Here is a 15,318-nt window from a genome sequence, read left to right on the forward strand (position 1 = left end):
GCTTTAGACGGACCGAACTCTCCGGGTGACCCTCGGCGAGCCGGTCCACCGAGAGGTTCCATCCCCACGAGGTCGGCTCGCACGCACGATCAGCGGCGCCGGCATGGATCGAGAGGCACACAGACATGGCACGAGCGGTCGGCATCGACCTCGGCACCACGAACTCCGTCGTGAGCGTGCTCGAGGGCGGAGAACCCACGGTGATCGCGAACGCCGAGGGCTCTCGCACGACCCCGTCGGTCGTGGCCTTCGCGAAGAACGGCGAGGTCCTGGTCGGCGAGGTCGCCAAGCGTCAGGCGGTCACCAACGTCGAGCGCACCATCCGGTCGGTCAAGCGCCACATGGGCACCGACTGGAAGATGAAGGTCGACGCGAAGGAGCTGACCCCGCAGGAGATCAGCGCCTTCATCCTGCAGAAGCTCAAGCGGGACGCCGAGTCCTACCTCGGCGAGCCGGTGGCCGACGCCGTCATCACCGTTCCGGCGTACTTCGACGACGCGCAGCGCCAGGCCACCACGGAGGCCGGCACGATCGCGGGTCTCAACGTCCTGCGGATCGTCAACGAGCCCACGGCGGCGGCGCTCGCCTACGGTCTGGACAAGGGCGAGAAGGAGCAGACCATCCTGGTCTTCGACCTCGGTGGCGGTACCTTCGACGTCTCCCTGCTGGAGATCGGCGACGGCGTCGTCGAGGTGAAGTCCACCTCCGGTGACACCCACCTCGGCGGTGACGACTGGGACCAGCGGATCACCGACCACCTGATCAAGACCTTCAACGGTCAGCACGGGGTCGACCTCGGCAAGGACAAGATGGCCCTGCAGCGGCTGCGCGAGGCTGCGGAGAAGGCCAAGATCGAGCTCTCGCAGTCCACCCAGACCACGATCAACCTGCCGTACATCACGGCGTCCGCCGAGGGTCCGCTGCACCTGGACGTCGCGCTGACCCGCGCCGAGTTCCAGCGGATGACCTCCGACCTCATCGACCGCTGCAAGCACCCCTTCCAGCAGGCGGTGAAGGACGCGAACATCAAGGTCAGCGACATCGACCACGTGGTGCTCGTCGGCGGTTCCACCCGGATGCCGGCCGTTGTCGACCTGGTCCGCGAGCTCACCGGCGGCAAGGAGCCCAACAAGGGCGTCAACCCGGACGAGGTCGTCGCCGTCGGCGCCTCGCTGCAGGCCGGTGTGCTCAAGGGCGAGGTCAAGGACGTCCTGCTGCTCGACGTCACCCCGCTGTCCCTCGGCATCGAGACGAAGGGGGGAATCATGACCAAGCTCATCGAGCGCAACACCACGATTCCCACCAAGCGCTCGGAGATCTTCACCACCGCCGAGGACAGCCAGCCGTCGGTGCAGATCCAGGTCTTCCAGGGCGAGCGCGAGATGGCCGCGTACAACAAGAAGCTCGGCATGTTCGAGCTGACCGGCCTGCCGCCGGCCCCGCGGGGCATGCCCCAGATCGAGGTCACCTTCGACATCGACGCGAACGGCATCGTGCACGTGTCCGCCAAGGACCTCGGCACGGGCAAGGAGCAGTCGATGACCATCACCGGTGGCTCCGCGCTGCCGCGGGACGACATCGACCGCATGGTTCGCGACGCCGAGCAGTACGCGGAGGAGGACCGCAACCGCCGCGAGGAGGCCGAGACCCGGAACAAGGCGGAGACCCTCGTCTACTCCACCGAGCGGTTCCTCGCCGAGAACGGCGACAAGATCGACGCCGCGGTGAAGTCGGACGTGGAGGAGAAGCTCGGCACCCTGCGCGGCGCCGTCGCCGGCACCGACACGGCCGCGATCCGCGAGGCCGCCGACGCTCTCGCGGCAGCGAGCCAGGCCATGGGCCAGGCCATGTACGCCCAGGCCGCCCAGGACGGCGCGGGCGCGCCCGGCGCCGGCAGCCCCGCCGACGACGACGTGGTCGACGCCGAGATCGTGGACGAGGAGGACAAGAAGTGACCTCCAGCCAGTCCGGTGACTGGTGGGGCACGGGCGGCGGAGACGACGGCGAGGAGCCCCACGTGGTCGTGCGCGACCGGCGACGGATCGATCCGGAAAGCGGTGAGGTGCGACCCGAGTCCGCTTCCCCGGCTGGCGCGCCGGCGGGATCGGCTCCCGCCGGCGGGCCCGGCCAGGGTGCCGACAGCGAGCTGGCCGAATCCCTGCGGGCGCAGCTCGTCGAGCGGACAGCCGACCTGCAGCGGTTGAAGGCGGAGTTCGACAACTACCGCCGCCGGGTTGAGCGCGACCGCCAGCAGATCGGCGAGCAGGCCACCGCGAAGGTGCTGGCCAGCCTGTTGTCGACCCTCGACGACATCGGCCGTGCCCGTGATCACGGTGACCTCGAAGGGCCGTTCAAGGCGATCGCCGAGGCGCTGGAGACAGCGCTGGAAGCAGCCGGCCTGGAACGCTACGGCGCACCCGGCGACGAGTTCGACCCGTCGATCCACGAGGCTCTCATGCACTCGTACCGGTCGGACGTGAACGGACCAACCTGCGTGGACGTGTTCCGTGCCGGCTACCTGCACGCCGGTCGCGTGCTGCGCCCGGCGCAGGTCTCGGTCGCCGAGCCGACCGGCGAGCCCACCACTGCGCCGCCGGCGGCCGCGGAACCGGTCGCCGAGACGGCTGGCCGGCCCGCGGAGCAGGGCGAGCGCGCCGCCCCGATGCCGGACGACACCGGCAGCATCCCCGGACCGGACAACGGCGAGCCCACTGTCAGCGCCGACTGAGAGTGGGGGCCAAGGCCGCCCGGCCGGCCGTGACGCGCCGGCCGGGGTCCGTCCCGACCGCGGCGGAGCCGGCCGGCCATCGTCTCGCCCTGGCGGGCGATTCGGGCGGGATGACACGATGAGGGAAGGAGGGGCGCCGTGAGTGTTCGCGACATGGTCGAGAAGGACTATTACGCCGCTCTCGGCGTTCCAAAGGACGCCTCGGCGGCCGACATCAAGAAGGCGTACCGCAAGCTGGCCAGGGAACTGCACCCGGACAAGAACCCGGGGGACGCCAAGGCCGAGGCGCGCTTCAAGGAGGTGTCCGAGGCCTACGACGTGCTCTCCGACGAGAGTCGTCGGCGCGAGTACGACGAGGCCCGGGCTCTGTTCGCCGCCGGTGGGCGGCCCGGTGGTTTCACTGGCGGGCGGCCGGGAGGCTTCGGGGCACCCGGCGGCTTCGGCGCGCCGGGTTCGGCCTACGGCGGCAGCCCGAACCTCAACTTCGAGGACCTGCTGGGCGGGGCGGGCGGCGGCGGCCTGGGCGGCTTCTTCGACATGTTCCAGCGCTCGTCGCCGGGACGTGGGCCGCGCCGCGGTGGTGACATCGAGGCAGAGGTCACGATTCCGTTCGAGAAGTCGCTGACCGGCCTCGAGGCATCGGTTCGCCTGCCGGGCGCCGCCACCTGCACCACCTGCGAGGGCAGTGGCGCTCGGCCTGGCACCGCACCCCGGACCTGCCCGACCTGCCGGGGCCTCGGGGTGGTCTCCCGTTCCCAGGGCGGGTTCGCGCTGTCCGAGCCGTGCCGTGACTGCCTGGGCAAGGGCACGATGATCGACCATCCCTGCCCGGACTGCCGGGGCACCGGTCGCCGGGAGCGTGAGCAGCGCATCCGGATCCCCCCGGGAGTCAGTGACGGTCAGCGGCTTCGCGTCCGCGGCCGCGGCACCCCCGGTGAGCGCGGCGGACCAGCCGGTGACCTGGAGGTGACGGTTCACGTCCTACGCCACCCGATCTTCGATCGGGAGGGCAGCAACCTGACCATCACCCTGCCCGTGACGATCACCGAGGCGGCGCTGGGCGCCTCGGTCCGGGTGCCCACGCTCGACGGCGCCCCGCTCACGGTGAAAGTGCCGGCAGGCACCTCCAGCGGGCGGCGGCTGCGCGCTCGCGGCCGCGGTGTGCCGATGTCCGGGGGCGGGCACGGCGACCTCATCGTGACGCTCGAGGTGACCGTGCCCAAGCCGGCCGATCTCTCGCCACGCGCCCGCACGGCGTTGCTGGAGTTCGCCCAGGCCCACCCCGAGGACCCCCGGGCGCCATTGATGGAACGGATGGAGGCAGGGGAATGACCGCGCGCCCGAACCGCACGTCCGACCCGCCCGCCGCGTCCCGCGCGCGGACCGCGCCGGCACGCCGAGCGGGCCAGCAACCCGCACCCGAGGCACCGCTCTCGGCCACCGAGGTACGTCCGGAGGGCTACTACCCCACTGGACCACTGCCTGGCCCGGCCCATGACGAGGACGCGCCGGTCTACGTGATCTCGATCGCCGCGCAGCTCGCCGGCATGCATCCGCAGACCCTGCGCTCCTACGACCGGCTCGGGATCGTCACGCCGGGACGAACCGCGGGGCGGGGGCGCCGGTACTCCGCCCGGGACGTCGCTCTGCTGCGGGAGGTCCAGCGTCTCTCCCAGGAAGAGGGCGTCAACCTCGAGGGCATCCGCCAGGTCCTGCGGCTCGGTGCCCAGGTGCTGGCCCTGCAGGCGCAGGTGCGTCAGCTCACCGAGGAGTTGGCGCACGCCCGCGCCGACGCGGCGCGACAGGTGGCCGAGGCGCACGCCAGCCACCGCCGGGATCTCGTCCCGGTCGACCGCGGGGCAGTCGTGGTATGGCGGCCGCTTCCCCGCCGCTGAGGGCGCGGCCGGCAGAGGCGCCGGCCCCGCTCCACCGCCCGACCTCAGGGGGCTTGCCGGGTCCGTCACGGACCGCGGGAAGCCCCTTCGCCGTTTCGGGCGACCGCCACACATCAGGACAGAGTTGAGCGGGAACGACTCAGGTATACTGAGCGTTGTATCTCGCGACAACGACTTTCCCCGACCCCCCTGGGATCCGCCATGAACGCTGAACGCCTCACCGCCCGCTCGCAGGAGGCTCTGTCCGCGGCGATCAGCCGAGCCACCGGCGACGGCTCACCGCTCGTCGATCCGCTCCACCTGCTCGCCGCGCTGCTCGAATCCCCCGACGGGGTCGGTGCCACCCTGCTGTCCTCGGTCGGTGCCTCCGTCGAGTCGGTCCAGGCCCGTGCGGAGGCGGCCGTCTCCCGGCTGCCCCGGGCGACGGGGATGAGCGTCTCGGCCCCTCAGCTGTCCCGCCAGCTCATCGCCGTCCTCAACAACGCCGAACGGCAGGCCGCGCGGCTGGGGGACGAGTACACCTCCGTCGAGCACCTCGTCGTCGCGCTCGCCGAGGAAGGCGGCGAGGCGAGCCACATCCTCACCGCGGCCGGCGCCACGGCGGACGCGCTGCGCGGCGCGTTCGACAAGGTCCGCGGCGGCGCCCGGCGGGTGACCAGCCGGGATCCGGAAGGCTCCTACCGCGCGCTCGAGAAGTACTCCATCGACCTCACCGAGCGGGCCCAGCAGGGCAAGCTCGACCCGGTCATCGGCCGCGACGCCGAGATCCGCCGCGTGATCCAGGTGCTGTCCCGGCGCACCAAGAACAACCCGGTCCTGATCGGCGAGCCGGGCGTCGGCAAGACGGCGATCGTCGAGGGCCTGGCGCTGCGGGTCGTCGCCGGCGACGTGCCGGAGTCACTGCGCGGGCGGCGCATCGTCTCCCTCGACCTGGGCTCCATGGTCGCGGGCTCCAAGCTGCGTGGTGAGTTCGAGGAGCGGCTGACCTCCGTCCTCAACGAGATCCGCGAGGCCGAGGGCCAGATCATCACCTTCATCGACGAGCTGCACACCGTCGTCGGCGCCGGTGCCGCCGAGGGCGCGATGGACGCGGGCAACATGCTCAAGCCGATGCTGGCCCGCGGCGAGCTGCGCATGATCGGCGCCACCACCCTCGAGGAGTACCGCACCCGCATCGAGAAGGACCCCGCGCTGGAGCGGCGCTTCCAGCCGGTGCTGGTCGGCGAGCCGACCGTCGAGGACACCATCGGCATCCTGCGCGGCCTCAAGGAGCGTTACGAGGTGCATCACGGCGTCCGGATCACCGACGCCGCGCTCGTCGCCGCCGCCACCCTGTCGGACCGCTACGTCACCGCCCGCTTCCTGCCGGACAAGGCCATCGACCTCATGGACGAGGCCGCGTCCCGGCTGCGGATGGAGATCGACAGCCGACCGGTCGCGATCGACGAGCTCGAGCGAGCCGTGCGCCGGCTCGAGATCGAGGACATGGCGCTGTCGAAGGAGAACGACGAAGCCTCCCGCGAGCGGCGGGAGCGGTTGCAGCGCGAGCTGGCCGACCGGCGGGAGGAGCTGAACACCCTCACCGCCCGCTGGCGCCGGGAGAAGGACTCGATCTCCGAGGTCCAGAAGATCAAGGAGGAGCTGGAGAACGCCCGGCGGGCGGCGGAGCTCGCCGAGCGCGACCTCGACCTGGCGAAGGCCGGCGAGCTTCGCTACGGCACCATCCCGACGCTGGAGAAGCGGTTGACGGACGCCACGGACGCGCTGGCCGCCACCGACGCCCCCGGCGGGGCCATGCTCAACGAGGAGGTCGGCCCCGACGACGTCGCCGAGGTCGTCGCAGCCTGGACGGGCATCCCAGCCGGACGGCTGCTGGAAGGCGAGACCGCCAAGCTGCTGCGGATGGAGTCCGAGCTGCACACCCGCGTGATCGGTCAGGACGACGCGGTGCGGGCCGTGTCCGACGCGGTCCGCCGGGCCCGGGCGGGCATCTCCGATCCGGACCGTCCCACCGGTTCCTTCCTGTTCCTCGGGCCGACCGGAGTCGGCAAGACCGAGCTCGCGAAGGCGCTGGCGGACTTCCTGTTCGACGACGAGCGGGCCGTCGTCCGCATCGACATGAGTGAGTACGCCGAGAAGCACTCGGTCGCCCGCCTCATCGGCGCACCGCCCGGCTACATCGGCTTCGAGTCCGGCGGTCAGCTCACCGAGGCGATCCGCCGCCGGCCTTACAGCGCGATCCTGCTCGACGAGGTCGAGAAGGCCCACCCTGACGTCTTCGACGTGCTGCTGCAGGTCCTCGACGACGGGCGGCTGACCGACGGGCAGGGGCGGACGGTGGACTTCCGCAACACGATCCTCATCCTCACCTCCAACCTCGGTTCGCAGTTCATCGCCGATCCGACGCTCAGCCCGCAGGTGCGGCGCGAGTCGGTGATGGTCGCCGTGCGCGACGCCTTCAAGCCGGAGTTTCTCAACCGGCTCGACGACGTCCTCGTCTTCGACCAGCTCGGCCGGGAGGACCTGACCCGGATCGTGGACCTGCAGCTCGACCGGTTGCGCACGCGGCTGCAGGACCGGCGGATCGGTCTGACGGTCACCGACGCGGCGAAGAGCTGGCTGTCCGACGTCGGCTATGACCCGGTCTTCGGCGCGCGTCCGCTGCGGCGCCTGGTGCAGACCGCGATCGGCGATCAGCTCGCCCGGGAACTGCTCGCCGGGCAGGTACGGGACGGCGACGAGGTTCTCGTCGACGCCGCGCCCGGCGGCTCCGGCCTGAGCGTGAGCGCGGCGGCGAACGCCACCGCCAAAACGCTCTGACCCCGGCGTTCTGGCCGCGGCCAGCGCCCGGGCGCAGGCGACCCACGCGGTGCGTGCACCCGGCTACCGCCGGCCGATCGTCGGCGTATGCCAGATCGCACAGTGTGGTCCCGACGTAGGGTCGGCGCATGGCGGGCAGATCGAACATCGTCGTTTCGGCGGCCGTGCGGGAGGCGCTGGCCGTCGGAGCACCAGTAGTGGCGTTGGAATCGACGCTGATCGCGCACGGCCTGCCCCGGCCACGCAATCGGGACGTCGCTCTGGAGCTCGAGGACCAGCTGCGCGAGAAGGGGGTGACACCCGCCACGGTCGCGGTGATCGACGGGCTTCCCCGGGTCGGCCTGGACGAGGCCGACCTGCGGCGGATCGCCGACGACACGGCCGTACTCAAGGTGTCCGTCCGCGACCTGCCCGTTGCCTGTGCGACCGGGAGGACAGGCGCGACGACGGTCGCGTCCACCGCGCTGCTCGCGGCCCGTGCGGGGATCCGGGTATTCGCCACGGGCGGTCTCGGCGGCGTGCACCGGGGAGCCGGCGACAGCTTCGACGAGTCCGCCGATCTGGTGGCGCTGGCAACCACGCCGATCACCGTGGTCTGCGCCGGGGTCAAGTCGATTCTCGACGTCGGCGCGACCCTCGAACGGCTGGAGACCCTCGGCGTCACCGTGCTCGGATATCGGACCTCCACGTTCCCCGGCTTCTACCTGCAGCACACCTCCTATGACCTGGACTGGCGAGTCGGCGAGCCGGGACAGGTCGCCACCGTCATGGCGGCGGCCGACGCGATGGAACTGGCCTCGGCCATCGTCGTCGCCAACCCCCTCCCGACCGACCAGGCGCTCGACCCGGCCCTGCATGACCGGGTGCTGACCGACGCGCTGACCTGGGCCGCGGACCGCGGCATCCGCGGCAAGTCCGTCACCCCGTTCCTGCTGGAGACCTTCCACCTCGAGACGGGCGGCGCCAGTCTCGAGGTCAACATCAACGCGGTGCGCAACAACGTCTCCGTCGCCGCGGACGTCGCCGTCGCCTGGGCGCGGACCGCGGCGTCAGATCCCGGTCAGCCTGGGTGATTTCCGTCGGCCCGCGCGGCGCCGACGACGTGGAGCTGCGACGATTCCCGGCGAGGGCCGTGGCGCCGGGTGAGCGGGGAGATCCCGACCGCGTCGCGCGGACCACCCTCCGCGCTGTCTGAGCGACGGCGACGGGGGGCTGATCGCGACCCGGCCGGGAAGGGGCTGTCGGGTCGTGTCGTGGATCATCGGGCGACGCTCCGCCTGGGTGGTGATCGTGCTGTGGCTCGCCATCGCGGCGGCCCTGAGTCCCCTCGCCTTCCAGCTTCCGGACGCGCAGAGGAACGACGCGGCGGCGTTCCTGCCCTCGGACGCCGAATCGACCCGACTGCTCGCCGAGCAGCGACACTTCCCGGGCGGCGACGCCGTCCCGACGATCGTCGTCCTGGACAGGCCGGGCGGTCTGACCAACGCCGATCGCGCGGCCGCCGCCAGGATCGGGCAGGCGTTGCGCCCCTTCGCCTCCGGTCCGGTACTCGGACCGGTCCCCTCCCCCCACAACCGGACGCTGATCCTCACCGTTCCCCTCGCGCAGCGCGACGACGCCTCCGCGTTCACCGACGATGTCCGCGAGATGCGCCGGGTCGCGCGCCCCCTGGTACCGCCCGGCGCCCAGATCGCGATCACCGGCCCCGCCGGGCTCGTCGCTGACGCCTTCCACCTGTTCAGCACGATCGAGACCCTCCTGCTGCTCGTCACCGCCACGATCGTCGCGGTGATCCTGCTGGTGGTGTATCGCAGCCCGTTCCTCTGGCTGGTGCCGCTGATCTCGGTCGGCATCGCCGACCAGACGGCGGCGGGCATCGTCTACCTGCTCGCCCGGCACACCGGGCTGACCGTCAACGGGCAGAGCTCCGGCATCCTGCGGGTACTCGTCTTCGGTGCCGGTACGGACTACGCGCTGCTGCTCATCGCCCGCTACCGGGAGGAACTCACCCGGCACCGCGACCCGCGCCGGGCGATGAGGGAGGCCGTCTCCCGCGCCGGACCGGCGATCCTGGCCTCCGCCGGCACCGTGATCATCGGCATGCTCTGCCTGCTGTTCGGGTTGCTCGCCTCCGACCGCGGGCTCGGCCCGGTGGGCGCGATCGGCATCAGCACCGCGCTGATCACGATGATGACGCTGCTCCCCGCGGCGCTGGTGCTGTGCGGGCGCCGGCTGTTCTGGCCGCGGATCCCGCATTTCGGGGAGCATCCGCCAGTCACGGACACGGCCAGGCGCGGGCCGGCCGCGCGCACCGCGCACGCCGCGGCGCTGGCGGCGCCGACGATCCCGGGCCACGAGGACCTCACCGAGTTCGACCTCGCCGAGGAGGAGGGCCGCTGGGTCCGCATCAGCGCGGCGATCGACCGGCGCCCCCGCACCGTGTGGGTGCTCACGTCCCTGCTCCTCGGCGCCCTCGCCATCGGCCTGCTGGCGATGGACACCTCGCTGCGGCAGGACGAGGGGTTCCGGCACGGCGTCGAGTCGGTGCGCGGCATCGGGCTGGCGTCGGCCGACTTCCCGCCCGGTGCCACCGCGCCGACCTACGTCATCGTCGACGAGGGGGCCGCCCGGGCGACCGCCGCCATCCTGCGCGGCTCCCCGGAGGTCGCGGCCAGTACCGAGGTGGGCCGGACCGGCGGGAAGGCGCAGTTCCTCGTCGTGCTGCGCTCGCGACCGGACAGTCCGGAGTCGTTCGCGGCGGTGTCGTCGCTGCGGGAGCGGTTGCACGGGCTGGCGGGGGCGCAAGCGCTGGTCGGGGGGAACACGGCGGTGAACCTCGACGTGCGCCGGGCGGCGGAGCGGGACCGTCAGGTCATCATCCCGATGGTGCTCGCCGTCGTCCTGGTGGTGCTCGTCTTCCTGCTACGGGCGGTCGTCGCCCCCCTGCTGCTGATGGCGACGGTGGTGCTGTCGTACCTCGCCGCCCTCGGCGCGAGCGCGGTCGCCTACCGGTGGCTCTTCGGATTCCCCGGATCAGATCCGTCCCTGCCGCTGTTCGCCTTCATCTTCCTGGTGGCGCTCGGCGTGGACTACAACATCTTCCTGATGACCCGGGTGCGGGAGGAGACGGCACGGATCGGCTCGCGGCCAGGCGTGCTGCACGCCCTGGCGGTGACCGGTGGCGTCATCACCTCCGCCGGCGTCGTGCTCGCCGCCACCTTCTCCGCGCTGGTCATCTTCCCCCTGGTGCAGCTCGCCGAGGTCGGCTTCGTGGTCGCCTTCGGCGTCCTGCTCGACACGCTGGTCGTGCGGTCGATCCTGGTACCGGCGCTCGCGCTGGACATCGGTCGCGCCATCTGGTGGCCCGGCCGGCTCGCCCGCGCGAACGACGGCTTCGACGCGGGCGGCACCTGACCGGACGGGCCCGACCAGCACCGCACGGGGCCGACCAGCACCGGGATGGCCCGATCGGGCCTGGCCCAGGAGCACCAGCCATCACCGGTCCGGCGCCGCTCACCCCAATCCGCTCGGACGTATCCAGGCCGCGACCTATCGTTGCGACATGGCCGACGTTCTCCTGGCGGACCCCGCGGGGTGGCGGGTCCTGTCGCCGGACCTGCGGCGACTGCGTCGCACCCTGCTGATCCTCGGAGCCGTTCCCGCGGTGGTGCTCACCGTGCTGGTCACGGTCGCCGTCGGCGGCTGGCCGTGGTCGCTGGTCGCCCTGGTGCCCCTCGCCGTCGCGGGCTGGGCCTGGCTCGCGATTGGCCGGGTGTGCCGGGCCTGGCGGTACGCCGAGCGGGAGGACGACCTGCTGATCAGCCGGGGCGTGCTCGTCCAGCGGCTGGTGGTGGTGCCCTACGGCCGGTTGCAGCTCGTCGACGTCACCGCCGGACCGCTCGCCCGCCGGTTCGGCATCGCCCGGGTGCAGCTGCACACCGCCGCCGCGACCAGCGACGCCGTCATTCCCGGCCTGCGCCCGCCGGAGGCCGCCCGGCTGCGCGACGCGCTGACCGAACGCGGCGAAGCCCGGTCGGCCGGCCTGTGACGACGCAGCGCGGCGCCGCCGACGACACCTCCGTCGCGCCGGTCCCCATCCACCCGGCCGCCACGACGGGCCCCGCCGGCCGCGGCATACCGGTCCCACGGTCCGATCCGCCCGCGCCCGTGCGGGGCGAGGCACCGGCGGCCGCCCCGGATGGTTTTCACCGCCTGCATCCGCTGACGCCGTTCCTGCGCGGCTGGGTGATCGTGGCGGCGTTCGCGGCGACCGTCGGGCGCAACCTCGCCGAGGATGTCACCGCCCGGGCGATCGGGCTGACCATGATCTTCCTCATTCCGGCCGCCGGGCTCTACGGCTACACCGCCTGGCGGTTCACCCGGTACCGCATCGAGCGCGACGACCTGCGCCTGGACACCGGTCTGCTGGTCCGCCGGACCCGGTACGTCCGGCTGGACCGGCTGCAGTCCGTCGACATCGTCCAGCCGCTGCTCGCCCGGTTCACCGGGCTCGCGATCCTGCGGCTCGACCTCGCCGGCCGGGAGCATCGGGAGCGGGCCGACGGCGACGGCGGTGAGGCCGCCTCCGACCTGCGCTACCTGTCGCTCGGGCACGCCCACCGGCTGCGCGCCACGCTGCTGACCGCCGCCGCGGGACTCGGGGGTGATGCCCCCGAGGCCCCCCACCAGCGTCTCGCCGAGGTGCCGCCGCGCCGGCTCGTCGCCGCGATCGCGCTGTCCCCGGCGCCGTGGGTGGCCCTGTTCGGCGCGGTGGCGATCGCCGTCCCGTCGTTGCTGACCGGGACGCGGGCCGGCTTCCTCGGCGCCGTCCCGCTGCTCGGCTGGCTGTGGCACCGCACGATCCGGGTGTTCGCCGCCGGCTACCCGTACACGGTGTCCACGTCGCCGAACGGGCTGCGCATCGACAGCGGGCTGCTCGAACGCGCCCACGCGACCATTCCGCCGGGCCGGGTCCAGGCGATCAGCGTCGTCGAGCCGCTGCTGTGGCGCCCGTTCGGCTGGGCCACGATCCGGATGAACGTGGCCGGACGCGGGCCGTCCGTGCTGCTGCCGGTGGCCCGCCGCGCCGACGCGCTGGATCTGGTCGGCAGGCTGCTGCCCGGAGTGGACCTCGGGCGGGTCCGGCTGGACCGCCCGCCGCGGCGCGCCGTCCTGCTGGCGCCGCTGCACTGGTGGGCGCTGGCCTGCGGCGCCGACGACGCGGCGTTCGTCAGCCGGCACGGCCTGCTGCGCCGGCACACCGACGTCATCGCGCACGCCAAGGTGCAGAGCATCCGGATGGTGGCGAATCCGCTGGTCCGGGTGCTGGGGCTGGCCGATGTGCAGCTCGACACCACCGGCGGCCCGGTCCGGGTCAAGGCCGGGCTGCGCGGGAGGGAGGAGGCACTGCGGATCGTCGCCGCGCAGGCGGAGCGGTCCCGGCTGGGCCGGCGCAGGGCAGTCCCCGGCGCCGAGCCACCCCCGGGAGACGGACCGCCCTGAGCACGCGGGCGACGGCGGGCGGGCGGCAGCGGGCGGGCGCTCAGCCGAAGGCCGGGAACTCCGGTCCGAAGACCGAGCCCCACAGGGCGACGGCCTCCTCGTGGTCGCCGGCCTGCTCGGCCGCCAGCGCCTTCGTCGAGTAGATCCGGGCGAGCCGGATCGTCTCACCGAGGGCGTCGTGGTCCTCCGGGCGGACGTAGCTGGCCAGGTCGCCACCGACGTCGGCCGGGTCGGGCACGGCGAGGCCGACCTCGTCCATGTACCGGAACACCTCGGCCAGGCCCTGCCGGGTGTTGAGTCCCTTGCCGGCGAGAACCTGGCCGGCGAGCGCCTCGATGTGGAACGAGCGCAGATGGCTGCCGCACACCCGGTTCCACGCCTTGAGCAGCCGGACCGCCGAGATCACCCGGGGACCGAGATCCGCCGTCCAGCTCATGTGCCGCTCCGGGCGGGTCGGCAGCCAGCCGCCGACCCGGTCGGGCATCACATAGCCGGCCCGCGGGTGGTCGAACGCGGGGACGAGGTGCACGTCGGGCGGCGAGTCGTAGACGATGCGCAGCGCCTGGCCGCGGCTGCCGATCGTCTGGATCCGCTCGCCGCCGATCGCGTTGCGCACGCAGAGCACCAGGTCGCGCGAGTCCCAGCGGAATCGCTTCCAGGCGCTGTTCGCCGCCGAGAAGACCGCGAAGATGTCCACCTCGTCCAGCGGGCGGATCATCGTGTCCCGCCCGGCGGAGCCGATCGTGGCCACGCCGACCAGCGGCAGCGCGCAGCGCGGCGGGAAGATCGCCCGCAGCGCGCGCTCGGCCTCGTCCCGGCGGGCGGCGATGACCGCCTTGTCCTCGGCGGACAGGCGGATCATGTCGTCGAGCTTGGCGAAGGCCCGCGCGGTCGTCCCGACCAGCAGCGGGCCCGTCAGCGCCCCGGTCGACGGGTTGATCGGCCCGGTGGGCGGGTGGGACGACGCATCGGTGGCGCCGCCCTCGGGCGGGAACAGGGCGTTCGGCGCGCCGGGCGTGGACTCGTTCGACCGTCGCCAGTGTGACGGAATGATCAGATGGTCATAGGTGACCTCGCCCGGCCGGACTCCGGCCGGTGTTCCCCGAGGGGTTTCCACGCTCATGCTGCTGACCTCCCAGGCGCAGGTAGCGCCGAACCGTTCGGGCTCCCCTCCCCGGACGCGCGACGGACCTCCCACGGCCCGTCGCGGACGCCCCGCCCTCGCTCGGCCCGTCGGCCAACGGTCGCGACATCGCTTTACATGGTGCCCCAGGGCATCACGGTCTGAACAGGGGGCTGCCGGCGCGGCGTGTCCGCCACCCGACGTGTGACGGTGAAATTACGAGAACGAGGGTGTCGCGCGCCTGACATCAGGCCATCGGAACGGCAACACCCGCACAATGTTCCGTGTGTCCGCACGACCGTTCTTACCAGGTCGTTTCGTGCGGATCACCGCGAGGCGCGGCGGACCGCCACCGGGCGGTGCCCCGCCAGCTCACCGCGTCCTCGCACCGAGGTGTGCCCGCCGGGACCACATGACGCACAGTGACGTGACGGCAGGCTCACTCGGCGGGCGGCCGCAGCCAGATCCGCCACCACTCGGCTACCAGAACCGGGGTGGGCACGAAGGACGTCGCCTGCCCCAGCCGCTTCCCGACGGCGTCGCCGCGCTGGATCCGCGTCTCGACGAGCGCCCCGCGATACTCCAGCCAGCCGGCGGCCGCCCGGACCGCCTCGGTCGCGTAGCCCTCCCGCCGGGAGCCGAACACGATCGACACCCCCACGACGGCCCGGCGGCCATGGGTGTCCGCGGCGAGCAGGCCGACGGCCGCCGCCTCGGACCTGCGCCGTAACACCCAGGTCAGCACCGACCGGCCGGCGCCGGCCCGGCGGCGCAGCTCGCGGCGCAGGGATCCGGCCGGGTCGAGGGGATCCGGCGCGGGTGCGTGCGGATCGGTGCCGACAATGCCGCCGTAGGGCCCGCCGGTGGTCGGGCCACGCCCCCCCGATCGGGCCATGACCGCGGTGTAGGCCAACGCCGGGGCTAGTTCCTCGGCGACATAGCCGGCGTTCCAGATGGTCAGCGGCAGGGCCAGCAGCCGGGGCGTGGTGAGGGTCGGCCCTTCACCCACGACGGGACGGTTCCCGCACTCCGAGCAGTCCGCGTTCGCGCAGCCAGACCTCCGTGCGGGCCATCCCGTCGGCGAGTGACACGGCCGGCTCCCAGCCGGTCAGCTCGCGGATCCGGGCGGTCGAGAAACCGACCTCGCGGGTCAGGTCGCGTACTCCGAGCGGGCCCACGTCGATCCGCGCCCGCGGGTCATAGGTGACCTCGCCCGGCCGGACTCCGGCCGGTGTTCCCCGAGGGGTTTC

At 72.8% G+C, this 15,318-nt stretch carries 11 protein-coding genes and 1 pseudogene; 9 read left to right on the forward strand and 3 right to left on the reverse strand.

From position 1 onward, the window contains the following. The first annotated feature begins 125 nt into the window (after positions 1-125). The 9 genes from dnaK to C1A33_RS23650 all read left to right on the forward strand — a co-directional run bounded on the left by dnaK (position 126) and on the right by C1A33_RS23650 (position 12,945). Positions 126-1,955 carry a molecular chaperone DnaK gene (gene dnaK, locus C1A33_RS23610; protein WP_101833534.1) on the forward strand — a complete coding sequence of 610 codons (1,830 nt, stop codon included), beginning with the start codon at positions 126-128 and terminating at the stop codon, positions 1,953-1,955. Continuing rightward, on the forward strand, positions 1,952-2,728 hold the full coding sequence (grpE, locus tag C1A33_RS23615) for a nucleotide exchange factor GrpE (protein WP_101833535.1): 777 nt from the start codon (positions 1,952-1,954) through the stop codon (positions 2,726-2,728). Before dnaK ends, grpE begins: the two co-directional genes overlap by 4 nt. A 138-nt stretch (positions 2,729-2,866) precedes the next feature. Beyond that, a complete protein-coding gene (gene dnaJ, locus C1A33_RS23620) occupies positions 2,867-4,060 on the forward strand; it encodes a molecular chaperone DnaJ (RefSeq protein WP_101833536.1) in 1,194 nt (397 codons plus the stop codon). Then, entirely contained in the window at positions 4,057-4,623 is a 567-nt protein-coding gene (locus C1A33_RS23625; RefSeq protein ID WP_101833537.1) for a heat shock protein transcriptional repressor HspR, read from the forward strand. The genes dnaJ and C1A33_RS23625 overlap by 4 nt, the downstream gene beginning before the upstream one ends. Positions 4,624-4,824: 201 nt before the next feature. After that, the gene (gene clpB, locus C1A33_RS23630) at positions 4,825-7,443 is read left to right on the forward strand and encodes an ATP-dependent chaperone ClpB (protein ID WP_101833538.1); all 2,619 of its coding nucleotides are present in this window, start codon (positions 4,825-4,827) and stop codon (positions 7,441-7,443) included. 128 nt (positions 7,444-7,571) lie between these two features. Continuing rightward, a complete protein-coding gene (locus C1A33_RS23635) occupies positions 7,572-8,516 on the forward strand; it encodes a pseudouridine-5'-phosphate glycosidase (RefSeq protein WP_101833539.1) in 945 nt (314 codons plus the stop codon). 175 nt (positions 8,517-8,691) lie between these two features. Continuing rightward, entirely contained in the window at positions 8,692-10,857 is a 2,166-nt protein-coding gene (locus tag C1A33_RS23640) for an MMPL family transporter (protein WP_101833540.1), read from the forward strand. A gap of 148 nt (positions 10,858-11,005) precedes the next feature. Beyond that, on the forward strand, positions 11,006-11,491 hold the full coding sequence (locus C1A33_RS23645) for a PH domain-containing protein (RefSeq protein ID WP_101833541.1): 486 nt from the start codon (positions 11,006-11,008) through the stop codon (positions 11,489-11,491). Further along, positions 11,488-12,945 carry a PH domain-containing protein gene (locus C1A33_RS23650; RefSeq protein WP_243407878.1) on the forward strand — a complete coding sequence of 486 codons (1,458 nt, stop codon included), beginning with the start codon at positions 11,488-11,490 and terminating at the stop codon, positions 12,943-12,945. The genes C1A33_RS23645 and C1A33_RS23650 overlap by 4 nt, the downstream gene beginning before the upstream one ends. A 40-nt stretch (positions 12,946-12,985) precedes the next feature. Here C1A33_RS23650 and C1A33_RS23655 read toward each other — a convergent pair whose 3' ends face one another. The 3 genes and pseudogenes from C1A33_RS23655 to C1A33_RS23665 form a co-directional block, all read right to left on the reverse strand. Next, the gene (locus C1A33_RS23655; RefSeq protein ID WP_101833542.1) at positions 12,986-14,068 is read right to left on the reverse strand and encodes a nucleotidyltransferase domain-containing protein; all 1,083 of its coding nucleotides are present in this window, start codon (positions 14,066-14,068) and stop codon (positions 12,986-12,988) included. 439 nt (positions 14,069-14,507) lie between these two features. Then, on the reverse strand, positions 14,508-15,077 hold the full coding sequence (locus C1A33_RS23660) for a GNAT family N-acetyltransferase (RefSeq protein WP_101833543.1): 570 nt from the start codon (positions 15,075-15,077) through the stop codon (positions 14,508-14,510). Further along, positions 15,070-15,318 (reverse strand): annotated as a pseudogene (locus tag C1A33_RS23665) (NAD-dependent epimerase/dehydratase family protein); the annotation flags it as partial. The gene C1A33_RS23660 and the pseudogene C1A33_RS23665, both read right to left, overlap by 8 nt.

The organism is Frankia canadensis, from assembly GCF_900197875.1.
GTDB classification, from domain to species: domain Bacteria; phylum Actinomycetota; class Actinomycetes; order Frankiales; family Frankiaceae; genus Frankia; species Frankia canadensis.